Origin of the sequence: Pseudomonas sp. NC02, assembly GCF_002874965.1 — a bacterium.
Lineage (GTDB): Bacteria > Pseudomonadota > Gammaproteobacteria > Pseudomonadales > Pseudomonadaceae > Aquipseudomonas.
This window is the reverse complement of record NZ_CP025624.1, coordinates 4445358-4471467: the sequence shown is the minus strand read 5'-3', so window position 1 is coordinate 4471467 and position 26110 is coordinate 4445358. Positions and strand designations below refer to the sequence as shown.

19 protein-coding genes are annotated in these 26110 nt (G+C 62.6%); 10 read left to right on the top strand and 9 right to left on the bottom strand.

Translation table 11 applies throughout. From position 1 onward, the window contains the following. Nucleotides 1-6 precede the first annotated feature (6 nt). The 5 genes from C0058_RS20960 to C0058_RS20940 form a co-directional block, all read right to left on the bottom strand. Nucleotides 7-1356: an MFS transporter gene (locus tag C0058_RS20960; protein WP_008433139.1), complete on the bottom strand. Its 1350-nt coding sequence runs from the start codon at nt 1354-1356 to the stop codon at nt 7-9. A 91-nt stretch (nt 1357-1447) separates the two neighbouring features. Continuing rightward, on the bottom strand, nt 1448-2161 hold the full coding sequence (locus tag C0058_RS20955; protein ID WP_003208289.1) for an SDR family NAD(P)-dependent oxidoreductase: 714 nt from the start codon (nt 2159-2161) through the stop codon (nt 1448-1450). Between the two features lie 13 nt (nt 2162-2174). Next, nucleotides 2175-3458 carry an NAD(P)/FAD-dependent oxidoreductase gene (locus C0058_RS20950; protein WP_102369480.1) on the bottom strand — a complete coding sequence of 428 codons (1284 nt, stop codon included), beginning with the start codon at nt 3456-3458 and terminating at the stop codon, nt 2175-2177. A 111-nt stretch (nt 3459-3569) separates the two neighbouring features. Then, nucleotides 3570-4496, bottom strand: a complete 927-nt coding sequence (locus C0058_RS20945; protein WP_003208286.1) for a LysR family transcriptional regulator — start codon at nt 4494-4496, stop codon at nt 3570-3572. A 59-nt stretch (nt 4497-4555) separates the two neighbouring features. After that, nucleotides 4556-5761 (bottom strand): DUF1835 domain-containing protein, encoded by a 1206-nt coding sequence (locus C0058_RS20940; RefSeq protein ID WP_102369479.1) that lies wholly within the window; start codon nt 5759-5761, stop codon nt 4556-4558. Between the two features lie 193 nt (nt 5762-5954). Between C0058_RS20940 and C0058_RS20935 the strand changes: the two genes are divergently transcribed. From C0058_RS20935 to fetB, 3 genes are all read left to right on the top strand, one after another. Further along, nucleotides 5955-6419, top strand: coding sequence for a metallophosphoesterase family protein (locus C0058_RS20935; protein ID WP_102369478.1), 465 nt, complete (start codon nt 5955-5957; stop codon nt 6417-6419). A 231-nt stretch (nt 6420-6650) separates the two neighbouring features. Next, nucleotides 6651-7328, top strand: a complete 678-nt coding sequence (locus C0058_RS20930; RefSeq protein ID WP_003208280.1) for an ATP-binding cassette domain-containing protein — start codon at nt 6651-6653, stop codon at nt 7326-7328. Further along, nucleotides 7325-8119: an iron export ABC transporter permease subunit FetB gene (gene fetB / locus C0058_RS20925; protein ID WP_003208279.1), complete on the top strand. Its 795-nt coding sequence runs from the start codon at nt 7325-7327 to the stop codon at nt 8117-8119. Before C0058_RS20930 ends, fetB begins: the two co-directional genes overlap by 4 nt. A 61-nt stretch (nt 8120-8180) precedes the next feature. Here fetB and C0058_RS20920 read toward each other — a convergent pair whose 3' ends face one another. Then, entirely contained in the window at nt 8181-9227 is a 1047-nt protein-coding gene (locus C0058_RS20920) for an L-idonate 5-dehydrogenase (protein ID WP_102369477.1), read from the bottom strand. Between the two features lie 13 nt (nt 9228-9240). Further along, nucleotides 9241-10014 carry a glucose 1-dehydrogenase gene (locus C0058_RS20915; RefSeq protein WP_087692542.1) on the bottom strand — a complete coding sequence of 258 codons (774 nt, stop codon included), beginning with the start codon at nt 10012-10014 and terminating at the stop codon, nt 9241-9243. A 191-nt stretch (nt 10015-10205) separates the two neighbouring features. Between C0058_RS20915 and C0058_RS20910 the strand changes: the two genes are divergently transcribed. The 6 genes from C0058_RS20910 (at nt 10206) to C0058_RS20880 (ending at nt 16251) form a co-directional block, all read left to right on the top strand. Beyond that, nucleotides 10206-11078 (top strand): LysR family transcriptional regulator, encoded by an 873-nt coding sequence (locus C0058_RS20910; protein ID WP_003208273.1) that lies wholly within the window; start codon nt 10206-10208, stop codon nt 11076-11078. Between the two features lie 125 nt (nt 11079-11203). Then, on the top strand, nt 11204-11824 hold the full coding sequence (locus C0058_RS20905; RefSeq protein ID WP_102369476.1) for a glutathione S-transferase family protein: 621 nt from the start codon (nt 11204-11206) through the stop codon (nt 11822-11824). Between the two features lie 168 nt (nt 11825-11992). Next, nucleotides 11993-12910 carry a LysR family transcriptional regulator gene (locus C0058_RS20895; RefSeq protein ID WP_102369474.1) on the top strand — a complete coding sequence of 306 codons (918 nt, stop codon included), beginning with the start codon at nt 11993-11995 and terminating at the stop codon, nt 12908-12910. Beyond that, nucleotides 12910-13809, top strand: a complete 900-nt coding sequence (locus C0058_RS20890) for a LysR family transcriptional regulator (RefSeq protein ID WP_102369473.1) — start codon at nt 12910-12912, stop codon at nt 13807-13809. Before C0058_RS20895 ends, C0058_RS20890 begins: the two co-directional genes overlap by 1 nt. A 2-nt stretch (nt 13810-13811) precedes the next feature. Then, on the top strand, nt 13812-14777 hold the full coding sequence (locus tag C0058_RS20885) for a pyridoxamine 5'-phosphate oxidase family protein (protein ID WP_102369472.1): 966 nt from the start codon (nt 13812-13814) through the stop codon (nt 14775-14777). Between the two features lie 133 nt (nt 14778-14910). Beyond that, a complete protein-coding gene (locus tag C0058_RS20880; protein WP_087692536.1) occupies nt 14911-16251 on the top strand; it encodes a sorbosone dehydrogenase family protein in 1341 nt (446 codons plus the stop codon). A 186-nt stretch (nt 16252-16437) separates the two neighbouring features. Here C0058_RS20880 and C0058_RS20875 read toward each other — a convergent pair whose 3' ends face one another. Both C0058_RS20875 and C0058_RS20870 read right to left on the bottom strand, forming a co-directional pair. After that, entirely contained in the window at nt 16438-17919 is a 1482-nt protein-coding gene (locus tag C0058_RS20875; protein WP_256579502.1) for an efflux transporter outer membrane subunit, read from the bottom strand. After that, nucleotides 17919-18713 (bottom strand): helix-turn-helix transcriptional regulator, encoded by a 795-nt coding sequence (locus C0058_RS20870; RefSeq protein WP_008430236.1) that lies wholly within the window; start codon nt 18711-18713, stop codon nt 17919-17921. Before C0058_RS20870 ends, C0058_RS20875 begins: the two co-directional genes overlap by 1 nt. A 486-nt stretch (nt 18714-19199) precedes the next feature. Here C0058_RS20870 and C0058_RS20865 point away from each other — a divergent pair, with 486 nt between their 5' ends. Then, complete coding sequence (locus C0058_RS20865) at nt 19200-25481, top strand: non-ribosomal peptide synthetase (protein ID WP_102369470.1); 6282 nt, start codon at nt 19200-19202, stop codon at nt 25479-25481. Nucleotides 25482-26110 lie beyond the last annotated feature (629 nt).

Genomic DNA, 26110 nt, shown 5'->3' with positions numbered 1-26110 from the left:
TGGTTCTCATGTTGGGAGGGGTTTACCGGTGGAGTCCTTTACGAACAGGATCGAAATCAGGCCGACCACGGCACCGCCGATCAGGTACCAGGCGGGAATCATCTGGTTGCCAGTGATCGATATCAGCCAGGTATTGATCAGCGGGGCCGTGCCTCCGAACAGCGAGACCGCGACGTTGTAGCTCAAGGCGAGGGCGCTGTAGCGCACGCGGGCCTTGAACAGCGAAGTCATGGTGGCCGGCATCGCTCCTTCAAAAAACAACTGGGCGAGGGTCAGGATCAGCAGGGCGGCCAGCAGCAACCCGACACTCTGGGTATGCAGCAGCATGAAGCAGGGGAACGCCATGACGATCAGCAGCACGCAGCCGGTAATGATCATCCGGTTCCGGCCCAGTCGGTCGGCCAGCAAGCCTGAAACCGGGATCAACACCAGCATGAACAGCGTCGCGGCCATCCCCAGGTTCCTGGCGAACGTATTGCTGTACCCGAGTACGTTTTCCAGATAACCCGGGATGTACCCGAGGATGATGTAGTAGGTCACGTTGAACACGGTGACCAGGCCCATGCATTGCAGGATTTTCGGCCATTCGTTGACCAGTAAGCTGAACAGGCTGGGTTCGGCGCCCGTCGCCTTTCGCAGTTTTTCGTTGGCCTGGATTTCCTTGAACACTGGTGTTTCTTCCAGGCCAAGGCGCAAGTAGAGGGCGATCAGGCCGAGCAGGCCGCCAATCGCAAAGGGCACGCGCCAGCCCCAGTCCTGCATGGCTTGTTCGCCCAGGCCCAGGGTAAACAGGCTGACCACTGCACCGCCCAGCAGGAACCCGGAGATATTGCCGAATTCCAGCCAACTGGTGAAAAAGCTGCGTCGCTCGTCCGGCGAATGCTCGGCGATGAACGTGCAGGAGCCGCCGTACTCGCCACCCGCCGACAGGCCCTGGAGCAGACGCATGAGAATCAACAGGACGGGCGCAAACAGGCCGATGCTCGCGTAACTCGGGATCAAGGCAATGGCGAAGGTTGCGACGGCCATCAGCGTGATGCTCAGCGACAGCGCCGTGCGCCGGCCAAACTTGTCGCCGATGGGACCGAACACCAGGCTGCCCAGTGGCCGAATCAGGAAGCCCGCCGCGAAGGTGGCGTAGATCGCCATCAACTGGGTGGTCGGGTTGTCGTTGTGGAAGAACGTCTTGCCGATGATGCCGGCGAGAGAGGAGTAGAGCGCAAAGTCGAACCATTCGACCATATTGCCCAGTGTCACGCCGACGACCGCTTTGGTCAGCCGTTTGCGTGAGGGTTCAGCCGATGCACGGTCGGCGGGAAACCCTTGATGAATCGAGGAAGCGTGAACTTCGCCCATGATATTGCCCTCTGGAATAATTGTAGTGAGGCAGCAGTCAATAGGGAGTGGCAGGCCCACGTCTGATGCGCGGGGCCTGCGGAGGCTGGGGTCATCGCATATACACGCCCCCGGCGATGCACAATGATTCGCCTGTTATGTAGGAGGGTTTGGCGCTCAGTTGCCAGACCCAGTCGGCGATTTCTTCGACCCGCGCGGCGCGTTTCAAGGGGATCGATTCGATGGCGGCCTCGATGCGCCCGCCGGCACGGGTGCCTTCGGTGTCCACCCAGCCCGGGGCCAGTGCGTTGACCACAATATTGTCGCCGGCCAGTTCGATGGCCAGGGAGCGGGTCATCGACACCACAGCAGCCTTGGAGGCGCTGTAGAGCAACTGGTTTTTCGACACGGTGAACGCATCCACCGAGGCGAAGAACACGATAGCGCCTCCGCCGGCGGCTTTCAGGTGACGGGTGCCGATACGTGCGATGTTCAGTGAGCCCAGCACGTTGATGTCGAATATCTTGCGGTACAGCGCTTCGCTGAAGCTATCCAGGGATGACGTGGGAAAGATCCCCGCCGCATTCACTACGGCTCGCAGCGGTGCCTTGCCGTCCAGGGCGGCATCGAGGGTACGGGCCAGTGTGGCCTCCTGGGTGATGTCGCCGACCACTGGCGAAAACAAGGGGCTCGCCGGCTGTGTGCTGGGTGTTACGTCCACAGCGACGACGTGCCAGCCTTCAGCCTGAAAGCGCTGTGCGACGGCCTGGCCCATGCCCGAGGAAGTCCCGGTGACGATAACGCTGGAGTGCGGTGCAGTGTTCATAAGGGCTATCCGATCAGGCGTATTGAGGAAGAGGGGTGCCGGGTTGCAGAGCCAGTTCCAGCACATCCAGTTGGCGCTGGGTGTCCTGGTAGTTGCTCAGCCATTCGCGCTTGACGATATCGATGCGTGAGTCGGCCGGCTGCAACTGGGCAAACTTCGCCGCCAGGCCTTGCATGCCACGCTCGCGCAGGGTGAGAAAGCGCATCACTAGCCGGGTCTGCTCGCAATACACCGGCCATTGCGGGCCACGTGGGGCGCCCAGGCCGATGTAGAACAGGCCTTCCAGGTTGGTCGGCAAGGTCATCGCGGCGGTACGCAGCGGAACACCGTCGCGCCATTGCAGCAGGCGTTCATCGAGGAACGGCAGGCGCGTGTTGAAACCGGTAGCCCAGACGATGGTGTCGTAATCGACCTGGCTGCCATCGGTGAACGTGACAGTCTTGCCCTGGATGCTCTCGATACCCGGTGCGACCTTGATTCGGCCGTGCTGGATCCAGTACAGCAGCAAGGTGTTGACCACCGGCGGTTGCGCATCCAGGTCGTAGGTATCCGGTGCCGGTAGCCCGGGGTAATTCTTGTGGGTGCCGACGCTGGCCATGATCAGCATGTTCATGAGCATGTTCTGCTGTTCTGGCGGCAATTGCCCCAGCAGCGGCAGCTCGCCCCGGGGCAGGCCGAACAGGGTCTTGGGCTGGAACAGCTGGCCGCGTCGGATCGCAATGGTGGTGTCCAGGCGAGCCTGGGCGGCATCTACTGCGAGGTCGCATCCGGAGTTGCCAAACCCCACCACCAGCACCTTGCCTTGCACCTGCTGCACATTGCGGTATTCGCCGGAGTGAATCGACACGCCGGTGAACCCCTTGCTTACTTGCGGGATCTTGCAATCCCACAGGTGACCGTTGGCCACCAGCACGCCGCTGTAGTGTTTGTGGGTGCCGTCTGCCAGGGTCACCTGCCAGCCCGCTTCGCCGTTCTCGTCCAGGGGCTTCAGGCTGCGCACTTCGGTGTTGAAGGTGATCTTTTCGCGCAGGCCGAAGGTGTCGGTGTAGGCGTTCATGTACGCCTTGACCTGATCGCGGCTCGGGTACACCGGATAGTCAGCGGGCATCGGGAACCCGTCAAAGAAGGAACTGCTCTTGGGGGTGATCAGGTGCAAGGCATCGTAGTCGCTGTTCCAGTGACCGCCGATGTTCGCGGACTTTTCGAAGCAGTCCACCTCGAAACCGGCGTCGGTCATGGTCTTCAGCGCCGCCAGCCCTGCGGCCCCGGCACCAATGATGCAGTAGTGATTGGACATGCTGGCTCCCCATTCAAGCGCCTGTTGTGGCGTCGCTGGCTGGAGTATCCCGCTCGGCAAGAGGTGGATGAATGGGCTAAGTCATGTGTTTCCTATAGGTGATCCCTATGGCTAGAGCGTCTCCAGGTGCGCATACAGGTTCTGGATGCGGCTCAAGTGGCTGCGCATCAGGTTGATCAGCACCCGGGTGGGCGGCGAAATAGGCGTGTCGTGGCGATGGATAAAGCCGAATACCTCGAAGATCGCCGGGCTGATCGGCACCCAGCCCAAGCGATCATTGAAGCCCAGCTGATGCAGGATCGGGCGCGTGGCAATCACATCGCCGAGTCCGCGCGCAGCCAGCTCGAAGCCGGTGATCTGGTGCTCCACTTCGATGATCGGGTCCAGCACCTCGCCGCCCTTGGACGCCAATTGCCCCAACAACCGGCGAATCGGGTCGGCGGTGCGCCAGCGCGCCTCGGTGAGAATCAACGGTGCTACCGCCAGGTCGCTGATGGTTTTCGGGCCCTTGAGTCGCTCCGGGTCGGCACTGATATAGCCGACCTGGGCCGACCAGACCGGCTCGCTGACGGTCAGGTTCTGCTGCTTGATCGGCAGCATCACCAGCCCCGCTTCAATTTCGCCCTGGCTCACCAGCTCGGCGATTTCCGAGGAGTTATAGCCGACGATCTTGATCCGCATATCCGGGTGCTGGGTGCGGAACTGCTCGATCAGGTCCGTGAGGAAATAGTGGTGGGCGGTGCCGAAGGTGCCAAAACTGGCCACGCCACCGGACAGTTCACGCACAGCCTGCACCGCTTCATAGCCCTGGCGTGCTGACGTCACCATGCCTTGTGCAAATGGCTGCAGGCGGCGTCCGGCTTCGGTGAGCATCAGTCGGCGATTGGTGCGGATGAACACGTGGGTACCCAGGTGCTCCTCCAGCCGCAGGATCTGCTCGGACAATGAGGGTTGGGAAATATGCAGGCTTTCCGCCGCCTTGGAGAACGTACCGTGCTCGATGGCGGCGAGAAAGTAGTTGAGCTGTTGTAAGGTCATCGCGCTGAACCGTTACCTGTTTGGCTCAACATGACACAGATCAAAGCTGTCGCGAAGAATCAATCACGCCACACGGGCATGCCATGTTCGTCAATTGTCCAGTGCGGGTGGCGCGGTCGCAGGCAGACGCCACCTACCCAGCGTTCTTCCGTTGCATGATCCGGCCAGTAGGCTGCGCCGTTCAGAACCTGGCGACCCAGCGCAGTCAGCGCCAACACCCGCTGTGGCCATGGCAACTGGGCCCCGGACTCGATCAACAGGGGATTCTCGCCATCGATCAACGGCCGCATCAGCGCATGAAACATCATGTCTCCCAGGTACGGCAGCGGTTCACGCTTGCCCATCAGCTCGGCGAACACCCGGCCAAACGGCACCGGCCCGGCTTCATCCACGTATTGCAGGGACAGGCGCTCGGTCAGGGACAAACCGTCCTGCACACCTGGTAACTCCTGCAACTGTCGGCGCAATGCCGGGGCCAGGAAGGGCAGGGAGGTGGAGCTACTCCGGGCCAGTTCCGCCAGCTTGATCGGCGAGCTGGCGCAATACGCCAGCCAGGCCTGTCGCGCCAGTTGCAGCATGTCCTCGTCGACCTGTCGGCGCTGCGGCCACAACCACGCCAATACTTCAGGCGCCAGTTGGCCAATGCCGATAAAACGCTGCACGCCGGGGATACGATCGACTTCGATCAACTCCAGTTTTTCAGGCAGATGCTCAAGCCCAGCCAGCGCGCGAATCAGGAACAATTGATCGTACGCATCCGCCTCACACCACAACACGCTGTGGCCGGCGCTGCCCAGTTGTTCAAGATGGTGATATTCGTCCGCATGCCGGCGCGCCACTTCGGCCTCATCCATGGCAAACACCTGGCTGATATAGCGGCTGCGAACGGCCTGGTATTGCTCGGCAGGCAGGTCCTGCACCGGGCCCATGCACAATGGGTCAATCAGCATCCGGAAGCGGCCCTTGAACCCCGCCACCCCCAGGCTGTGGGCGATATCGTTGCCGCAGCGCCAGTGAGTGGTGCGGGCTTCATCGCTGGCGTCGAAACCTGGATGGCGGGCGGCAAAATCCACCGCATCGACGTGGGCCTTGAGCTTGGGCCAGCTGGGAAAACCGAGTTCCTTGGCGATCGACCATTGGGCATCGGATAAGGTCGGGGTTGCGGCGGCATCGGCGCTTTTCAGGCGCTGCAAAAGTTCCTTGGCGCGCTTGCGTTGCTGCTCAAGGTTGATACGGCCGTTAGTGGACGAGAATGATTGCGACATACGATCTCCTTGTACAAACCTTGTCCGCTTTAAGGTTGGGAGTCGTAGAAATGTGATATTCAGTCAAGGTCTTGGGCGCAGCCCTTTCCGCGGATGGTGGCGTAGATGGCGCCAGGCGGGAAATATAGGCAGTGCAATGATTGATTGCAAGCCGCCCGGTGGATCGCGCCGGGGTTTTGCACAGGAGACGTTCATGAAAGTTGGTGTGATTTCCGATACCCACGGCTTGCTCCGTGCCGAGGCCCTGGCGGCCCTGGAAGGGTGCGAGCAGATTGTTCACGCCGGGGACATCGGTAGCCCGGAGATCCTTGAGTTGCTGGCCTCGATTGCGCCATTGCATGTGGTGCGCGGCAATAACGACCTCGACGCCGCGTGGGCAGAGCATTTGGCTGACCGGCTGGATTTTGACTTGAACGGCTGGCGGGCGTTGCTGGTGCATGACATTGCCGAGGTGCCGAAGGAGCTTGATCCGGGCATCCGGCTGGTGATCACTGGCCACTCTCACAAACCATTGATCGAGTGGCACGGCGAGCGGCTGTTTCTCAACCCTGGCAGTGCAGGGCGGCGACGTTTCAAGTTGCCGGTGACCCTGGCGTTGCTTGAGGTGCGCGAGAAATCCATCAAGCCGCGCCTGGTGTCGCTGGAGCCCAAGCGCTGAAGAACGCTGAGGCGAGGGAGCTTGTTGTGGTGAGGGAGCTGCTGTGGTGAGGGAGCTTGCTCCCGCTGGGCTGCGCAGCAGCCCCAAGAAATTAACGGTGTTTTTTCAGGTGTATCGCAGTGGCTTTATTGGGGCCGCTTCGCAGCCCAGCGGGAGCAAGCTCCCTCGCCACGGGGGACGTGCCCTGTCTTACCATTTGCGTCTGAATCAGGAACAAGGATCATCAACGCCATGAGCGTATTAGTCGAAACCCGGGCGCTCACGCGGATGGACGAGCGCCGCCAGCTGCAACTGCTGCAGCCCACGAACTTCCAGCTGCACCGCGCCGACCGCCTATCCATCACCGGTTCATCCGGCTCCGGCAAAAGTGTATTCCTTCGGGCGCTCGCCTTGCTCGACGCGCCGACCTCAGGGGATATCCTCTGGAACGGGCAGCCCATCGCCAACGCGCAAGTCCCGCAGTATCGCAGCCGCATCAGCTACCTCTCCCAACGCCCGGCGCTGATCGAAGGCACGGTGGAAGACAACTTGCGTTTCCCCTACAGCCTCAAGGCCTTGCATCACCTGAGTTTCGACCCGCAGGCGGTCAAGGCGCTGCTGGCCCACGCGGGCAAGGAGTCGGGTTTTCTGGCAAAAAATGCCGGGGATTTATCCGGTGGTGAGTCCCAGGTGGTGTCACTGATCCGTACCCTGCAACTCAATCCCGATGTGCTGTTGCTGGACGAACCTACCGCCGCTCTCGACCCGGCATCGTCCGGGGAGGTCGAGGCGTTGATCAGTGCCTGGGCCGAAGCGGATAGCGCTCACGCCTATATCTGGGTGTCCCACGACCTTGAGCAGGCGCAACGCATGAGCACCACCCATTTGCATATGGACGCCGGCGTGCTGACGGGGGCCGTGCAGCCATGAATTATCACGACCTCACGGCACTGGACATGGCCATCGCCGCCTCGCTGATCCTGATCAACGGTGCGCTGTCGCTGTTGTTGCGGCTGGGGCTGGAGCGTCAGCTGTTCTGGGCGGCTGTGCGCACGGTGGTGCAGTTGTTGGCGATCGGTTACCTGCTGGGCTGGGTCTTTGAATTTGCCTACTGGTATGTGGTGCTGCCGCTGATGTGCCTGATGACTCTGATCGCCGGGCTCTCGGCTGCCGGGCGTGGGAAGCGGACCTATGCGGGGCAGCGGGCCGACAGTATTGTGTCGGTGTGGGGCAGTTCCTGGTTGGTGACGGCTGTTGGCCTGTTCGCGATTATCCGGATTCACCCGTGGTACGAGCCGCAGTATGCGATTCCGATCCTTGGGATGATTCTGGGTAATACGCTTACCGGGGTGTCTCTGGGGATTGAGCGTATGACTCAGGAGCTGACCTCCGGTCGCAATACCATCGAGATGATTCTGGCCCTCGGTGGTTCACGCTGGGAGGCGGCGCAGGATGCGATTCGCCAGGCTGTGCGGGCCGGGATGATTCCGACGCTGAACCAGATGACGGTGGTGGGGATTGTGAGCTTGCCGGGGATGATGACTGGCCAGGTGCTGGCCGGGGAAAGTCCGGTGGACGCGGTACGTTATCAGATTGTGATTATGTTTTTGATCGCTGCGTCGTCGGCGTTGGGCACGGTAGGTGCGGTGTTGCTGACCTACCGTCGACTGTTTTCAGCCAGCCATCGTTTCCTGCGGTTCAGGCTCGAAGAGCGGGTGTAGCGCAGGCGCTATCGGATCCCCAAAATGCACCGCAACCCTGTGGGAGCTGTCGAGATCCGGTTCAATCACCCACACCAAAATCCAGCAACACCTTCATCGCCTGGCTCTTGTCCGCCGCCAGTTCAAACGCCTGCACCGCCTCGCTGAACGGCACGGTGTGGGAGATCACCGGACGCACATCAATCACCTGGCGATTGAGCAAATCCACCGCCTGGGCAAACTCCGAGTGGAAGCGGAAGGTGCCCCGCAAGTCGATCTCCCTGCTCACCAGCATATTCAACGGCAGCGAGACCTCGCCACCCAGACCGACCGTCACCAGCACGCTGCGCGGGGCCATGCACTCCAGGCCGTTGCGCAGGGCCTGGGCGCTGCCGGAGACTTCGAACATCACGTCGAAGTAGCCTTTTTCGGCGGTATACCGCTTCAACGCGTCGGCGTCTTCCGCCAGGTTATGAGTACGGCTGGCGCCCATTTTTTCGGCGCAGGCCAAGGGCCCGGCGGACAGGTCCACCGCAACAATTTCCCCCGCGCCCGCTGCCCGCAGGCTACCGATCAACAGGTTGCCGATGGGCCCGCACCCGGTGACCAATACCCGTTTGCCGAACACCACCCCGGCACGCTGGATGGCATGCAAACCCACAGACAACGGTTCAGCCATTGCACCCTCGGCAAGGCTCACATGATCGGCCAACGGGTGCGCCTGGTGCGTTTCGATCACCAGGCTTTGTTGAAACGCACCCTGCACGTGAGGGAAGGGCATCGCGCTGCCGTAGAAACGCATGTTCAGGCAATGGTTCGGCAGCCCTTGATGGCAATAATGGCAACCCCCGCAAGGCCGCGACGGCGAGACCGACAAGCGTTGGCCAATCTTGAACGGCCCGTCTTCACGGCCTACCGCCTCGATCACCGCCGATACTTCGTGGCCGAGCACCATCGGCTCGCGCAACCGCACGGTGCCGAAGCCGCCGTGCTGGTAGTAATGCAGGTCCGAGCCGCAGATCCCGCCCCGGGCAATGCGCACCCGCAGTTGGTCGGGCGTCAGTGCCTGGGGTTCGGTTTGCGGTTCTACCCGCAGGTCTTTCGAGGCATGGCAGACAATCGCGTGCATGAAATTCTCCAGGTTACAGCGAGGCGGTGATGCCACCGTCCACGTACAGGATATGACCGTTGACGAAACTTGCCGCGTCGCTGGCAAGGAAAACCGCAGCGCCCGCCAGTTCGGCGACGTCACCCCAGCGCCGGCTCGGTGTGCGCTGCACCAGCCAGTCGCTGAATTCGGGGTTGGCCACCAGGTTGGCGTTCAGTTCGGTCTTGAAATAGCCGGGGCCGATGCCATTGACCGTCAGCCCGTGGGGGCCCCAGTCGATGGCCATGCCTTTGGTGAGCATTTTCAGCGCACCTTTGCTGGCGGCATACGGGGCGATGCCCGGGCGCCCCAGTTCGCTTTGCACCGAGCAGATATTGATGATGCGCCCCCGCTTGCGCGGGATCATCGCCCGGGCCACGGCCTGGCCGACCAGGAAGGCGCTGTCCAGGTTGGTGCTCATCAACTCGCGCCAGTGGGTTTCGCTGTAGTCCTCCAGCGGCCCGCGACGTTGCATGCCCGCGTTGTTGACGAGGATGTCCAGCGGGCCCAGGCGCTCTTCGATCTCCGCCACGGCGGCCAACACCGCCGCGCCGTCGGTGACATCGAACGCCTGGGTGTGCACCTCCAGGCCTTCCGCCGCCAGCAACGCGGCACTGTCACGCAAGGTGCTGCGGTTGCGCCCGTTGAGCACTACCCGTGCGCCAGCCTGGGCCAGGCCACGGGCGATGGCCAGGCCGATGCCGGCGCTGGAGCCGGTGATCAAGGCCAGGCGGCCGTCGAGGCGGAAACTGTCTAAAACACGCTGCATGGGGCGATCTCCGAAGACTGAGACAGGTGATCAACACTATCAATCCGAGTGCGGGGCGCCGCTCTCATTGTTATACGTCAAACCCTGTCATATCGTGCATCACGGGCCTTACTTCAGCGCAGCCAGGGCCCGGCGTCCAATTTTCATTTGTGATGGGGTGATCAATAACCGTGATAACCGGAGCCAACCTGATGGAACTCAAGCACCTGCGTGCCTTTGTCGTGCTCGCCCAGGAACTGCATTTCGGCCGGGCGGCCGCGCAGCTGTCGATCGTGCAACCGGCGCTGAGCATGCAGATCAAACTGCTCGAAAGCGGCCTGGGCGTGCGCCTGCTCGACCGCAACCGGCACTCGGTCACACTGACGGAAGCCGGGCGGGTGTTTCTGCCGGAAGCCCTCGCCACCCTGCACCAGGCTGCCCGCGCCGCCGATGCCGCCCGGGCTTCGAACCGCGGGGAGATCGGCCGGGTGCGCCTGGGGTTTGTCTCGTCGGTATTGCCGCAATTGCTGCCCGGGTTGATTCGTGCGGTGCACCAGCGCTATCCGCGAATTGAACTGGAGCTCAAGGACATGCCCGGCCCGGATCAGGCGGCTGCGTTGAAAAACGGCCAGCTGGATTTCGGCCTGATGCGTTTGCCGGCGGCCTATCCCGGCGTGCAGACCCTTGAGGTGCTGCAGGAAAGCTTCGTGGTCGCCTTGCCCGGCGAGCATCCGTTGGCAACCCAGGAAACCATTCAGCCGACGGACTTGCTCAAGGTGCCGGTGTTCATCCTGGCCCGGCGTTATGCACCGGGTTTCTACGATGAATTCGTGCAGGCGATGGGCGTGCCGCTGGAGATCGCCTCCGAACTCGGCGAGTTCACCACCATGCTGGCGCTGGTCTCGGCCGGGCTGGGTGTGGGTGTGTTGCCGCTGCAGGCGGCCCGGGCGCTGCCGGCCAATTGCGTGTCCAGGCACCTGGCGTTGGGGGCGTTCCGGGCCAGGACCGGCCTGGCGTGGACCGAGCTCGACAGCCCGGTGAAAACCACCCTGTTCAACCTGATCGACGAGTTGTTTGGCGATTGATTGTTTCATCCGGTGAAATGCTGGATTGTAAAAACTGGCTATTCTGCTGCGTGCCGTAGCGGTGGAACATAAGCGTTATCGACCCGATCACCGGGTCGAGTCCCTGGCACATCGCGGAGCCCGTCATGATCAAACTGTACCGTTACCCCTTGTCTGGCCATTCCCACCGGGTTGAGTTGATGCTGTCGCTGCTGGGCGTGCCCGCTGAGCGGGTGCACGTCGATCTGAAGCAAGGCGCGCACAAAACCCCTGAGTTCCTGGCCACCCTCAACAGCTTCGGCCAGGTGCCGGTGATCGATGATAACGGCGTGGTGCTGGCGGACTCCAACGCGATCCTGGTGTACCTCGCCGGCCAATATGGCACCGCCCAGTGGCTGCCGACCGAGCCTTTGGCCCAGGCCCGTGTGCAGCGTTGGCTCTCGGCTGCGGCAGGACCACTGCACACCGGGCCGGCTGCGGCGCGATTGATCACTGTGTTCGGTGCCGCGCTGGATGCCGAGGCGACCATCAGCCGCTCCCACGCATTCCTCAAAGTGGTAGAGCACCAGTTGGAGCAGAGTCGTTTTCTCACTGGTGACCTGCCGACGATTGCCGATATCGCGCACTACACCTACATCGCCCATGCGCCGGAGGGGAATGTCGCGCTGGACGACTATCCGCAGGTTCGCGCCTGGCTGGACAGCATCGAGGCGCTGCCGGGTTTTATCGGTATGCAACGCACGGCTGTGGGCTTGGCCAAGGCTTGAAGATTTTTGTGGCGAGGGAGCTTGCTCCCGCTGGACCGGGTTGGCGCGCCAGTGCGCAGCGCTCCCAGGATTTTGGGGCCGCTACGCTGCCCAGCGGGAGCAAGCTCCCTCGCCACAACCGCTGCGAAGCCACTGGGCTGGCGTACGCCATTCGATTAAAGGGGACCCATGGACCGTTTCCAGGAAATGCAGATTTTCCTCGCCGTCGCCGAAGAACTGGGCTTTGCCGCGGCGGCCCGGCGCCTGAACATCTCGCCCCCCAGCGTGACCCGCGCAATTGCCGCGATGGAGGCGCGTATTGGCACCCAGTTGCTTTCGCGCACCACCCGCAGCCTGCACCTGAGCGAGGCCGGCCAGCGTTACCTCGACGATTGCCGGCGCATCCTCGCGGAGTTGACTGAGGCCGAAGAAGCGGCAGCAGGCAGCTTCTCGATCCCGTGGGGGCACCTGACGGTCACCGCGCCGGTGTTGTTCGGCGAGTTGTTCGTCGCGCCAATCCTGGGGGAGTACCTGGACCTGTTTGCCCAGGTCAGCATCAACGCCTTGCTGGTGGACCGTGTGGTCAACATGACCGATGAAGGCGTCGATGTGGCCGTGCGCATCGGGCATTTGCAGGAACCCGGCCAGCAGGCGATCAAGGTCGGCGAGGTGCGTCGCGTAGTGTGCGCGGCGCCGGCTTACCTTGAGCGGCACCGGCCACTGCACCCCGGGCAACTGCGTGAGGCGAAGATTGTCACGTCGTCTTCCAGCCAGTTGGTCAGCGAATGGCAGTTCAGGGAAGGCGGCCAGCCGTTGAGCGTGGCCGTTGAGCCGCGCCTGGTAGTCACCGCCAACAACGCGGCGATCAACCTCGCGCGCCTGGGCTGGGGCGTCACACGGGTGTTGTCTTATCAGGTGGCCAGCGATGTGCGTGCAGGCGCACTGGAGATCGTCCTGCAAGACTTCGAACCGCCGGCCTTGCCGATCCATGTGGTGTTCCAGAACAACGCCCGGGTACCGGCGAAGGTCAACACGTTCGTGGATTTTCTGGTCAGCCGGCTGGGGCAGGATGCTGCGCTCAACCCATCGATGCAGCGGCCGGCCTGATGGACCGTTATCGCGACATGCAGATCTTCCAGGCGCTGTCCCGGCAGCCGAGCCTGGCCGCGGCTGCCCGCTGCCTGGGCATCTCGGGGCCCACTGTGATCCGCGCGATTGACCGGCTGGAGACGCGCTTGCGGGTGCCATTGGTACAGCGCAGCACCCGGGGCATTCGCCTCACCGAAGCCGGGGCGACGTTCATGGCCGACTGTTCGCGGATCCTTGACGGCGTGAGCGCCGCCGAAGCATCTGCCCAGGGTGCGCACGCGCAGGCCGAGGGAAACCTGCGGGTGTTTTTTCCGTTGCTGTTCAGCCGTTATGTGATGGCGCCGCTGTTGGCCGGCTACCTGGAGCGCTATCCCGGAGTCCGCCTGTTTGCCCATTACCACGATCATTATCCGAACCTGAATGAAGACGGCCTGGACGTGGCAGTCCTGGTGGGGGAACTGCCCGGTTCATCCCTGATTGCCCGGCCCGTGGGCCATGTGCGCAACATCGTCTGCGCCAGCCCCGGCTATCTGCAAAGCCATGGCGAACCGGTGCAACCGGAGGCGCTCAAGGAGCATCGGCTGGTCGCCAGCCAGGCGTATTCGAATTGGGTGCAGTGGGATTTCCAGGGCGCCAGCATCAAGGCCCGGGCGCGTCTCGGTTGCACCACGGTGCAGGGCGCGATCAATGCGGCGGTGCAGGGCGCAGGGTTGATCCGGTGCTTGAGCTACCCGGTGCACGAGCACCTGGCGAGCGGGCAACTGCGTCGAGTATTGCAGGCCCATGAACCGCCGCCGCTGCCGGTGCATGTGGTCTACCGCGAAGGGCGCAACGCTTCGATGCGGGTGCGCAGTTTTGTCGATTTCAGCGTGGCGGCATTGCGTGAACATCCGGCGTTTCATTCACCGAGGGCTTGATCATGAATCACCAGGACGCGTCCCCCGTTTCGCCATGGCATGCCGGCGAGCGGCAGTTGCAGCAAAGTGCCGGCGTGGCCGAGCGCATGGAGGTGATCGGCGCAAAGGTGATACGGGATCACTTGCCGGAGCAGCATCGAGCGTTTTATGAGTTGTTGCCCTATCTGGTCGTGGGGGCCGTGGATGAGCAGGGGCTGCCCTGGGCCACGCTGCTGGAGGGCACGCCGGGGTTTGCGTATTCGCCGGACCCCTACAGCTTGCGTATCGACAGCCTGCCTGCGGAGAGTGACCCCGCCGGGAGCGGGCTGAAACAAGGCGCGTCGGTCGGGCTGTTGGGCATTGACCTGAATACGCGGCGGCGTAATCGCATGAACGGGGTTATCGGGGCTGCCGGCGTCGACGGATTTACCGTGGCGGTGGTGCACACGTTTGGAAATTGCCCGAAGTACATCCAGTTGCGTGCGGTGGATCCGGGTGCCCGGGGGCAGCGCGCTGCGGGAGGTATTGTGCGGCGCGCGAACTCGCTCGATGACGCTGACCGGGCGCTGATTCGCAGCGCTGATACGTTTTTCGTCGCCAGCTATGTGGACCTGGAAGGAGATGCGGCCAAGCGTTCGGTGGACGTTTCACACCGAGGCGGCAACAGTGGGTTTGTGCGCGTGGAGGGAGAGGTGCTGACGATTCCCGATTTTACCGGCAACTCGTTTTTCAACACCTTGGGCAATGTGCAGGTCAACCCGGTTGCGGGCTTGCTGTTTGTGGATTTTGCTACGGGTGATGTGTTGCAGGTGGTCGGGCGGGCCGAGGTGATTCTTGAAGGAGATGAACTGGCCACGTTCGAGGGGGCTGAGCGGTTGTGGAAGGTGACCGTGGAACACGTGGTCCGACGGGATGCGGCGCTGGCCCTGCGTTGGCAGTTCGAGGGGTTTTCTCCCTACAGCCTGGCGTTGGGGCCTTGGAAAGCCTGAGAGTGCTGCCGAGCCACTCGTGCGACTGAGTTAAAACTCAATTGCGCGGTAGGCGGTGTTTGGTGTCGGGGAATGACGCGATACTCCGTCGGGTTTTTGCCTGCCCAATAAAGGGCTGTCCCGAGGTTTCCCAATGAATGCACCAAGCCGCCTTGCGCTGCTGATCACCGCCACGGCTGCCCTCAGCGCCTGTGGCGATTCCTCCAAACTGCCGTTTCAGGCCGGTGTGGGGCCAAGCCCGCAACTGCCCGAACCCACTGCATCACTGATCCCGACACTCAAGGTTTCCAAGGCTGTCGGCTGGCCCGGTAATGCCCAGCCAACGGCGCCCGATGGGTTCACGGTAACGGCGTTGGCCGCGGACCTTGACCATCCGCGCTGGGTGTACACCTTGCCCAATGGCGACGTGCTGGTAGCCGAGAGTAACCATCCGCCCATGCCTGAAGGTGCCACGGACGGCGGCACGGGTTTGCTCGCCTGGGCGCGTCGTACCGCGATGGGGTTTGTGATGGGGCGGGTCGGTGCCGATACGCCGAGCGCCGACCGGATCACGCTGCTGCGGGACGCCGACGGTGATGGGCGTGCCGAGGTGAAGAGTGAGTTTCTCGGTGGGCTGACGTCGCCGTTTGGCATGGCGTTGGTGGGGGATGAGTTGTATATCGGCAATGCCGATGCGGTGGTCAAGGTGCCTTATGTTCGGGGCCAGACTCACATCGATGCCGTGCCGGTGAAGGTCACTGATCTGCCGGCCGGGATCAATCATCACTGGACCAAAAACGTCCTGGCCAATCCTGAGGGTACCAAGCTTTATGTGACCGTCGGGTCCAACAGCAATGTGGGTGAGAACGGGCTTGACGCCGAGGAAGGGCGTGCTGCGATCTGGGAGTTGGATCTTGCCAGTGGGCAGAAGCGTCTGTTCGCCAGTGGGTTGCGCAATCCCAATGGGCTGGCGTGGAAACCCGGCTCTACGCAGTTGTGGACGGTGGTCAACGAGCGCGACGAGATCGGCAGCGATCTGGTGCCGGATTACCTGACGTCGGTGCGGGACGGCGCTTTCTACGGTTGGCCGTGGAGTTATTACGGGGCTCACGTTGACAGCCGGGTGCAGCCGCCGCGTCCGGACAAGGTCGCCCAGGCGATTGCACCGGACTACGCGCTGGGGACTCACGTTGCGCCGTTGGGCCTGACTTTTTCCGATGCGCGGGGGATGCCAGCGGTGTTTGCCGATGGGGTGTTTGTGGGGGAGCATGGATCCTGGAACCGTAATCCGCAGGCGGGGTACAAGGTGGTGTTTATTCCGTTCCGGGACGGAAAGCCGTCGGGTGTGCCTGTTGATTTCCTGACTGGGTTTTTAAATGGTGATGGAGAGGCTCAGGGGCGTCCGGTGGGTGTAGCGTTGGACGGGCAGGGCGCGTTGCTGGTGGCGGATGATGTGGGGAACAAGGTGTGGCGGGTGGCACGGGTAAGGCCTTAGGGTTTTGCTCTTACAGCGGCTCACGGTCCACTGTAGGAGCTGGCTTGCCGGCGATGGCATCAACTGGGTGTACCTGATGCACCGAGGTGTCTGCATCGCCGGCAAGCCAGCTCCTACAGCAAAGCGGCTTTGCTTTTGCTTTTAACACTCAGGTCGGCTTTCAGGCCGCCGTGCTCTTGCTTTTGCTTACTTTGGGGCTTTTCCAAAGTGAGCCGCTGTAAGAGCGGAACCATCAGCCGCCGTGACCGAAGAAACGGATATGCCCCCACCCCCACCCCCAGCAGAATCACCCTCCCACCCCCCACCCAACGCCGTATACAAATTCACCTCCGCCACCAACTGCGCCAACCGATCAACAATCAACGCCTGCTGCGAACTGAACAACGACCGCTGCGCATCCAGAAACACCAGATTACTGTCCACCCCACTGCGATACCGGTGCTGAGCCAGGTCGTAATACGTCTGGTTGGCCCGAACAAAATCCCGCTGCGCCGCCAGTTGCTCGTTATACGTTTGCCGCGCCGCCAGCCCGTCCGAGACTTCCTGGAACGCGGTCTGAATCGACTTCTCATACTGCGCGACATAAATGTTCTTCTGAATCTTCGCGTAATCCAGGCTGGCCCGCAGGCTGCCCGCGTTGAAGATCGGCAGATTGATCTGCGGCTGGAACCCCCAACTCCCCGAGCCCCCCTGGAACAATCCCGACAGATCCTTACTCGAGGTGCCAGCGTTGGCCGTCAGCGTAACCGAAGGAAAAAACGCCGCCCGCGCCGCGCCAATATTCGCGTTGGCCGCCTGAAGCTGATACTCGGCCTGCACAATATCCGGCCGCCGTTGCAGCAGGTCCGACGGCAACCCGGCCGGCACCCGGGCTACCAGGTCGTCGGACAGCGGCTGTGCCGGCAAAGAATCCGGCACCGGCCCACCCACCAGCAACGCCAGGCTGTTGAGGTCCTGGGCCACCTGCCGCTGGTAGCGTGCAATGCTTGCCCGGGTACTTTCGACGCTGGTCTGGGCCTGGATCACATCAATCGACGTCGCCTTGCCCGCCGTTTTACTGCGCGACGTCAGACGCAGGCTGTGCTCGTCCGAGGCCAGCGTCTGCCGGGCCAGGGCCAGCAGTTCCTGGTCGGCGCGCCAGGTCAGGTAAGCGTTGGCGACGTTGGCCACCAGGCTCAGTTGCGCGCTGCGCCGAGCTTCTTCAGTGGCCAGGTATTGCAGCATCGCCTGCTCACTGAGGCTGCGTACACGGCCGAAAAAATCCAGCTCGTAGGCGCTGACGCCCAATGTCGCCGAATAGGTAGAGGTGATCGCAGACTTGCCGGTGGTAGTGGCGCGCCGCGGGACTTTCTGGCGGTTTTCGGCACCCGTGGCAGACACCGCCGGGAACAGGTCGGCACGCTGGATGCGGTACTGCGCCTGAAACGCTTCGACATTCAGCGCCGCCACCCGCAGGTCACGGTTATTCACCAGGGCCTGGCCAATCAACTGCCGCATCACCGGGTCACGGAACAACTGTTGCCAGTCAGGCCCGGCGGCCGATGGCCCCACCCGGTCCGCGTTATGCACCGGGTAGTGCGCCGGGGTCGGTGCCTCGGGCCGCCGATAGTCCGGGATCAACGAACACCCGCCAAGCACACACGCCACGCCGAGCATCAGTTTTTTCATCACGCGCCAACCATCCATTTGGCCAGGCCATGCCGGCCACTCACGCCCAGTTTGGCCGCCGCGCGCTTGAGGTAGGTTTCGATGGAGCTGTTTTTCACGCTGAGTTTCTCGGCCATCTGCGGTACGGTTCCGCCGGTCAACAACCCCAGGCAAACCTCCTGTTCCCGCGCCGATAAGGTGATGTCACTGAGTGACAGGCGTTTATAGAATTCGCGCTGCAATTGCGACTGCTCCAACGGAGTTTTAGAGGGCTCGGGCGCTACCGGCGGGGCCTGTCGATTGATCTGCGCGTGGCGCTCGATCAACGGCAGCAAGGTTTCCGAAAGGCTCTTGAGAAACGACAACTGCGCCAGGGAAAAGGCGCGTTGGGTGTGGGGCCGGTAGAACGAAATCACGCAGCGTCGATTGGCCTGGCGCGATACCAGGTTGCACTGATGGGAGGTGCCGCGGGTGTGGGTGCTGTCGGCCTTGGCATTCATCTGGATCAACAGCGGGTCGTTCATGCCGAGCATTTTTTTCAGCAGCGGATGATCGTCGCGGTGATGCAGGGTGCGCGGTGGCGGCAGGTCCTGCTTCAACCCGTCGCTGCCAAGTAACTTGATATCGAGCACGCAGGCCTGGTGCTCGTCGAGGGTCCATTCACTGAGGTCCACCAAGTGAACCGGTACCAGCTTGTTGACCAGTTGCAGCATGTTCGCTGCGAAGTGTTCAGTGCCGGTGCTTGAAATCAACTCTCCCAACTCGAAATAAAAATGCGGATTTTCCATATTCCGAATACTGCTGGTCAGACTCATAGCCATCTCATCCTTGATGTCGAAAACCGTCAACGGTTGCCCGTACGTGTGCAGGCCTCCCGTTCTCCTTGAACCTGGGTCGGTGCTCGAGGCTTCATTTAGCCACGTGGATTTGTCCTACGTATGTAGCGGAAACGAGGGACACAACCTGCCATAAAAAGCGCGCCATTATTTCGTCATTTCCGACAGGGATATAGGCTGAAGCTGCAGGGTAAAAGGATTTTAGAGTTTGTTAACTAGTTGATATAAAACATATTTACTCAATTTTCTCGAAATGCTCGGCTATATGGCATCGGCCAGATGTAGCCAATCTCCTACATCCATTTAATCGTTTCAGCACTGAACCATCAGCCAACCCCGGCGCGGTACCCGGGCTGTCCGGGTTTCGGGTGACATACGGCCCTCCGGGGCGATGCTTAAATCCCGTTGATTTCGCCTCAATGGGGCGTTGTGCGCCTTATCGACACCTCACATGAGAAGGATCTTATGACGTATTTCCCCCTGACCGCCGCCCAGCGGGATATCTGGCTCGACCAACTGCGCCTCGGTGACTCGCCGCTGTACAACATCGGGGGTTATATCGAACTCACGGGCACCGTGAATCCCGCATTGATCCAGCGAGCCATCGAGCACCTGGTGGCCAAGCACGACGCATTGCGTACGGTGTTGCAAGTGGCGGCCGATGGCTTGCCACGGCAGGCGTTTGCCGAGGCAATGGCGGTATCGGTGCCGCAGCATGACGTCTCGCGCCAGCCGGATCCCCACGCGGCCGCCGAGGCCTTGTTGCAGGCGCAGATGGCGCGAGCCTATGCGCTGGTCGACGAGCCGTTGTTCCGCTTCTTCCTGGTCAAGCTCGATGACCAGCATTACCGCCTCGGCACCCAGGCTCACCACCTGATTCTCGATGGCTGGGGCTTTGGCCAGATGCTGCAATCCCTTGCAGGTATCTACAGCGCCCTGGAGCAGGGCCGACAACCGGACCTGTCGGCGCCGTCCTATATCGACTTCATCGACAACGATGAACGCTATCGCGAGTCGGCCCGTTACGCCCGGGACCGCAGCTACTGGCTGGACAAATACCAGGCGCTGCCAGAGCCGCTGCTGACGCGCCGTTACCAGGCCAAGGGCGATGCGCCGAGCAACACCCTGGTAGCACCGTTTCCGGCGGCGCTGCTCAATCGCATGGCGCGGGCGGCGAACCATTACCAGGCGTCGTCGTTCCATGTGTTATTGGCGGCGATGTACCTGTACTTCAGCCGCACCGGCCAGCGCCAGGAGTGGGTGGTGGGGCTGCCGATACTCAACCGTTCCAATGCACGCTTTCGTTCGACCCTGGGGCTGTTCACCCAGGTCAGTGCCGTGCGCTTGCAGTTCCGCGACGACCTGCCTTTCAGCGCCCTGGTGCGTGGCGTGCGCGACCAGCTCCAGCAGGATTTTCGGCATCAACGTTTCCCGCTGAGCGAGATGAATCGCGAGCTGGGTTTGCTGCGCGCCGACCGCGGCCAACTGTTCGACCTGTCGGTGTCCTATGAGCAGGACGACCATGAATTTCGCTACGGCCAGGCATCGGCCCGGGCGATCAAGGTGTCCAACCACCATGAGCCGTTGCCGCTGGCGATTCACTTGCGCAGCAATCGCTACCACGACACGGCGTGCCTGCACTGCGTCTACAACGAGGCGTATTTCCAGGCACACGAGGTGCAGGCCCTGGCCGATCGCCTGGTGTATGTGCTGGAGCAGGGGCTGGAAAACACCGCGCTGCCCCTGGCTGACTTCTCGCTGATAACGCCCGAGGAAACCGCGCAGTTGCAACGCTGGAACGCCACCGCCCAGGCCTATCCCGCAGCGCAAACCCTGCATGGGCGCGTCGAGGCCCAGGCCGCGGTGACCCCGCATGCGGTGGCGGCGGTGTATCAGGGGCAGCGATTGACGTATGACCAATTGAATCAACGGGCCAATGCCCTGGCGCGGCAGCTATTGGTGCTCGGGGTAAAGCCCGACGACCGTGTGGCGATCGTCGCCCGGCGCGGCCTGGAGACGCTGGTGGGCTTGCTGGGGATTCTCAAGTCCGGCGCCTGTTATGTCCCGGTGGACCCGGCCCATCCTGCCGAGCGCCTGCACTACCTGCTCGATGACAGCGCGCCGGTGGCGGTGCTGACGCAGACGGATTTGCTCGAGCGGCTACCGGTATTGAGCGTGCCGGTCATCAATCTGGATCACGCCACGGCGCAGTTGGCGCGCAACCCGCAAGTGGCGATGACACCCGCCAACCTCGCTTATGTGATCTACACCTCAGGCTCCACCGGCCTGCCCAAGGGCGTGATGGTGGAGCACCACACCGTGGCCAACCTGGTGGACTGGCATTGCCAGGCCTTCGATTTGCACGCGGGCAGCCATACCGCCAGCGTTGCCGGTTTCGGGTTTGACGCCATGGCCTGGGAGGTCTGGCCAGCGCTGTGCGTGGGCGCGACCTTGCACTTGCCGCCGGCCCACGACGGCGCCGAAGACATCGACGCGCTGCTGGCCTGGTGGCGCGCGCAACCACTGGACGTATGCTTCCTGCCCACGCCGGTGGCCGAGTATGCGTTCAGCCAGAATATCGAACACCCGACTTTGCGCACGCTGCTGATTGGTGGCGACCGCCTGCGCCAGTTCAACCAGGCGCGCAGTTTCGCGGTGATCAACAACTACGGTCCCACTGAAGCCACCGTGGTTGCCACCTCGGGCCTCGTTGAGGCCGGGCAGGCGCTGCACATCGGCAAACCCATCGCGAATGCCGCGGTCTACCTGCTGGATGAGCAACAGCGGCCGGTGCCCATCGGTACTGCAGGCGAGTTGTACGTCGGCGGGAAAGGCGTGGCGCGGGGCTATTTGAACCGCCCGGACATGACCGCAGAGCGTTTTCTTGATGACCCATTCAACACGGGCCGCATGTACCGCACCGGCGACCTGGCGCGTTGGCTGCCGGATGGGAATATTGAATATTTGGGCCGCAACGACGACCAGGTAAAAATTCGCGGCGTGCGTATCGAGCCGGGGGAAATCGAGTCCGCCCTGGCGGGTCATGAAGGGGTCACCGAAGCGGTGGTGCTGGTACGCGAGGGGCAGCTATTGGCCTGGTTCACCGAGCATGCGCCGGTAGCGATTGAAGCGCTTCGCGCCCATCTTAAATCACGCTTGCCGGATTACATGGTGCCGCAGGCCTACGTAAAGCTGGACGCGTTGCCCCTGACGGCCAACGGCAAACTCGACCGCAAGGCCTTGCCGGCACCCGGTGCCGATGCATTTGTCAGTCGAATTTACGAAGCCCCCGAAGGGCCTACGGAAATCGCCCTGGCGCAGATCTGGGCCGATGTACTGCACGTCGAGCGGGTGGGGCGGCATGACCATTTCTTCGAGTTGGGCGGCCATTCGCTGTTGGCGGTCCAGTTGGTGCAGCACATGCGCCAGGTCGGGTTGCAGGCCGACGTGCAGGTGCTGTTCGGCCAGCCGACCCTGGCCGCACTGGCGGCAGCGGTTGGCCAGGGCACCGAGCTTGATGTGCCGGCCAACCGTGTTCCGGCGGGTTGCCAATTGATTACTCCGGACCTGCTGGCGCTGGCCGAACTGGACCCGCCGACGATAGAACGCATCGTCGCCGCGATCCCCGGTGGCGCCGCCAATGTGCAGGAGATCTACCCGCTGGCGCCGTTGCAGGAAGGCCTGCTGTATCACCACATCACTGACGAGCGCGATCCGTACCAGCAACACGCGATGTTCAGCTTTGCCCGCCGTGAACAGCTGGAAGCGTTCGCCCAGGCGCTGCAACAGGTGATCGACCGCCATGACATCCTGCGCACCAGCCTGGCGTGGGATGCCCTCGAACAACCGATGCAAGTGGTGTGGCGCAAGGCGATTCTGGACGTGCAACCGGTGGCCCTCCAGGGGGACTCAATTCTCGAACAACTGCGCGAACGCCAGCGGCCACTGGACTTGCGCAAGGCGCCGCTGATGGCCCTGGATTACGCCGAAGACCGGCAGAACCGCCGTTGGGTGGGCATGCTGCGTTTCCATCACCTGGTGAACGACGCCACATCGACGCAAGTACTGATGGCGGAAATCCAGGCCCATCTGCTTGGCCAGCAACAGCAATTGCCGGCGCCGGTGCCCTATCGCAACGTGGTCGCCCAGGCCCGGTCAGCGGAACGCCAGGCCGGGCACGAAGCGTTCTTTCGCGAGCGGCTGGCGGATGTCGACGAGCCGACCCTGGCCTTCGGTTTACAGGAACGCCAGGCGGATCGCCGTGACACCGAGGAAGCCGACGTGCTGCTTCCCGACGCACTCGGCCAGTTGTTGCGCGAGCAGGCCCGCACCTTGGGTGTCAGCGCGGCGAGCCTGTTTCATCTGGCGTGGGCCCAGGTACTGGGTCGCGTCTCGGGCCGTGACGATGTGGTGTTCGGTACGGTTCTGCTGGGACGCCTGCAGGCCGGTGAGGGCGCGGACCGTGCCCTGGGCATGTTCATCAACACCTTGCCACTGCGGGTACGCCTGGCCGGGGTGACGGTGCGCGAGGCGATCAGGCAGACGCAGCAGCAACTCAGCGCCTTGCTCGCCCACGAGCAAGCGTCCCTGGCGTTGGCCCAGCGTTGCATCGGCGTCACACCGCTGTTCAACAGCCTGCTGAATTACCGGCATGTCTCGGTCGAGGCACTCGAGGTGCTGCAGCCCGGCATCGAATTGCTCAGCAGCGAAGACATCCTCAGCTACCCACTGATGCTGACGGTGGACGACCTGGCCAGCGGTTTCCGGCTCAAGGCCAAGGCGCCCCGCAAGGTCGGTGCCCAGCGCCTGCTGGACTACCTTGGCACGGTGCTGGCGGGATTGGTGGAGACGCCCGAGGCGCCGCTGTTCGATGTGCAGGTGCTGCCCGCGACCGAACTGCAACAGCAACTGGTGGACTTCAACGCCAGCGAAACCGACTACCCCGTGGACCAGACCGTCCACGCCCTGTTCGAAGCCCATGCCCGGCACACACCTCACGCGGTGGCGGTGCAGGCCGGTGAGCAGCAACTGACTTACCGCCAGCTCAACGAGCGCGCCAACCGCCTGGCCTATCACCTGCGCGAGCGCGGCGTGCAGCCGGATTCGCGGGTGGCCTTGTGTGTCGAGCGCGGGTTGGACCTGGTGGTGGGCTTGCTGGCCATCCTCAAGGCGGGGGGCGCCTATGTACCGTTGGACCCGGGCTACCCTCGCGAGCGTCTCGCCTACATGCTGCAAGACAGCGCGCCGGTCGCCTTGCTGGTACACGGCGCGACCCGGGATTTGCCGGGGGCGGTGTCGATACCGGTGATCGACCTCGACCACGGCGCCTGGCAGCAGGCGCCTGAAGGCAACCCGCGAGTGCCGGGGCTGAGCGTACGCAACCTGGCGTACGTGATGTACACCTCCGGCTCCACCGGCACGCCCAAGGGCGTGATGATCGAGCATCGGGGCCTGGGCAACCTGATGCACTGGGGCTCGCAACTGTGCCCGAATGCCGAGGGTGGCGCGTTGTTGCAGCGGGCGCCGTTCAGTTTTGACGGTTCGGTGTGGGAGCTGTTCTGGCCGCTGACCAATGGCATGCGCCTGGTCCTGGCGCGTCCCGATGGGCACCGTGAACCGGCGTACCTGGCGCAGGTGATTCGTGAGCAACAGGTCAGCGTGATCAAGTTTGTGCCGGCGATGTTGCAGCAGTTTCTGGAGCTGGAGGAGTCTGCGCTTTGTACCAGCCTTACCGACGTTTTATGCGGTGGTGGGGAGCTGACAGAGGCCTTGGCCCGTGGGGTTCAGGCGCGATTGCCCAAGGTGCGCTTGCATAACGTCTACGGACCGACCGAGGCGACGGTGGACAGCAGTGCCTGGACGCTGGAGCCGGGTGCGCCGGTGCCGGGGTTGCAGTTGCCGATTGGGCGGGCCATCAGTAATACCCGGCTTTACGTATTGGATGAGCATGATCGGCCGGTGCCGCTGGGGTGCAGTGGGCAGTTGCATATCGGCGGGGTGGGCGTGGCTCGCGGGTATCTGGGGTTGGCGCAGATGACGGCGGAGCGGTTTATCGATAGCCCGTTTGTGGCGGGGGATCGGTTGTATCGCACGGGGGATCTGGTGCGGTATTTGCCGGACGGGAACCTGGAGTTTCTGGGGCGCAATGACTTTCAGGTGAAGCTGCGTGGGGTGCGGCTGGAGCTGGGGGAGGTTGAGGCGCGGTTGGCGGCGCATCCTGCATTGCGCGAGGTGGCGGCGTTGATTCGGGATGAGCGGTTGGTGGCGTATTTCACTGTTCGTGATGCGGTGCCGGGGCTTGAGGCGTTGCGCAGTTACATGGTGGAGGGGTTGCCTGAGTACATGGTGCCTTCGGCGTTTGTGCGGGTGGAGGTGTGGCCGCTTAATCCGGCGGGGAAGCTGGATCGCAAGGGGTTGCCGGAGCCTGGGGTGGAGGCGGTGTTGAGTCGCGCCTATGAACCGCCTCAGGGGGAGGTGGAGACGGTGATTGCTGGGGTTTGGGCGCAGGTGCTGAAGCTGGATCGGGTGGGGCGTCAGGATCATTTCTTTGAGTTGGGGGGGCATTCGTTGTTGGCCGTGGGGGTGGTGGCGCGGCTGCGTAAGGCGGGGTTGGAGGTGGATGCCCGGTCGTTGTTCAGTCAGCCGACGGTGGTGGGGTTGGCGGGGGTGGTTGGGAAGCGGGTGGAGCGGGTGGAGGTGGTGCCTGCTTTGGGGATTCCGCAGTTGGGGCGTAGACGTAGGATTTGAGTGGTGGTGTGGTGTGGTGTGCATATCCGTTTCTTCGGTAACGGCCACCTATGGTTCCGCTCTTACAGCGGCTCACTTTGGAAAAGCCCCAAAGTAAGCAAAGGGCTCTGCCCCGCCTGTCGGCACCTCGCCTAGGCTCGGTGTTCCCTCACTCCGGCATTGCTCCGCGGGCCGCCGCGACGGGCCATCCATGGCCCGGCGCGGCTAAACCGGCGTCCTGCCGGTTTACCCGCTCCGCAATACCTGCGTTCGGCCTCGGGCTTATTGGGGCAGTCAGATCAAAAGCAAAAGCAAAAGCAAAAGCACAGCGGCCTCCCGGCCGGCTTGAGTGTTAAAAGCCAGATCAAAAGCCAGAGCGAAAACAGATCTGCTTTTCTGTGGGAGCGGGCTTGCTCGCGAAAAACCTGAGACCGCCGCGTTCATTCAGGATGCCCGCGTCATCGTTAACGACCTTCGCGAGCAAGCCCGCTCCCACATTTTTTGGACCGTGCCCGCTTTAGATTTTGATTTTGCTCTTCAACACTCAAGCCGGCCGGTAGGCCGCTGTGCTCTTGCTTTTGATCTTGATTTTGATCTTAGGCGCCCCGTTAAACCACGCTGGCCGAACGCAGGCTTTGGAGCGTGGGTAA

Coding starts and splice junctions, on each gene's coding strand:
- C0058_RS20905 (WP_102369476.1), top strand. CDS start 11,204: ATGATCAAACTGTACCGTTACCCCTTGTCTGGCCATTCCCACCGGGTT.
- C0058_RS20880 (WP_087692536.1), top strand. CDS start 14,911: ATGAATGCACCAAGCCGCCTTGCGCTGCTGATCACCGCCACGGCTGCC.
- C0058_RS20935 (WP_102369478.1), top strand. CDS start 5,955: ATGAAAGTTGGTGTGATTTCCGATACCCACGGCTTGCTCCGTGCCGAG.
- C0058_RS20940 (WP_102369479.1), bottom strand. CDS start 5,761: ATGTCGCAATCATTCTCGTCCACTAACGGCCGTATCAACCTTGAGCAG.
- fetB (WP_003208279.1), top strand. CDS start 7,325: ATGAATTATCACGACCTCACGGCACTGGACATGGCCATCGCCGCCTCG.
- C0058_RS20870 (WP_008430236.1), bottom strand. CDS start 18,713: ATGAGTCTGACCAGCAGTATTCGGAATATGGAAAATCCGCATTTTTAT.
- C0058_RS20890 (WP_102369473.1), top strand. CDS start 12,910: ATGGACCGTTATCGCGACATGCAGATCTTCCAGGCGCTGTCCCGGCAG.
- C0058_RS20945 (WP_003208286.1), bottom strand. CDS start 4,496: ATGACCTTACAACAGCTCAACTACTTTCTCGCCGCCATCGAGCACGGT.
- C0058_RS20865 (WP_102369470.1), top strand. CDS start 19,200: ATGACGTATTTCCCCCTGACCGCCGCCCAGCGGGATATCTGGCTCGAC.
- C0058_RS20950 (WP_102369480.1), bottom strand. CDS start 3,458: ATGTCCAATCACTACTGCATCATTGGTGCCGGGGCCGCAGGGCTGGCG.
- C0058_RS20955 (WP_003208289.1), bottom strand. CDS start 2,161: ATGAACACTGCACCGCACTCCAGCGTTATCGTCACCGGGACTTCCTCG.
- C0058_RS20920 (WP_102369477.1), bottom strand. CDS start 9,227: ATGCACGCGATTGTCTGCCATGCCTCGAAAGACCTGCGGGTAGAACCG.
- C0058_RS20885 (WP_102369472.1), top strand. CDS start 13,812: ATGAATCACCAGGACGCGTCCCCCGTTTCGCCATGGCATGCCGGCGAG.
- C0058_RS20930 (WP_003208280.1), top strand. CDS start 6,651: ATGAGCGTATTAGTCGAAACCCGGGCGCTCACGCGGATGGACGAGCGC.
- C0058_RS20915 (WP_087692542.1), bottom strand. CDS start 10,014: ATGCAGCGTGTTTTAGACAGTTTCCGCCTCGACGGCCGCCTGGCCTTG.
- C0058_RS20960 (WP_008433139.1), bottom strand. CDS start 1,356: ATGGGCGAAGTTCACGCTTCCTCGATTCATCAAGGGTTTCCCGCCGAC.
- C0058_RS20895 (WP_102369474.1), top strand. CDS start 11,993: ATGGACCGTTTCCAGGAAATGCAGATTTTCCTCGCCGTCGCCGAAGAA.
- C0058_RS20875 (WP_256579502.1), bottom strand. CDS start 17,919: ATGAAAAAACTGATGCTCGGCGTGGCGTGTGTGCTTGGCGGGTGTTCG.
- C0058_RS20910 (WP_003208273.1), top strand. CDS start 10,206: ATGGAACTCAAGCACCTGCGTGCCTTTGTCGTGCTCGCCCAGGAACTG.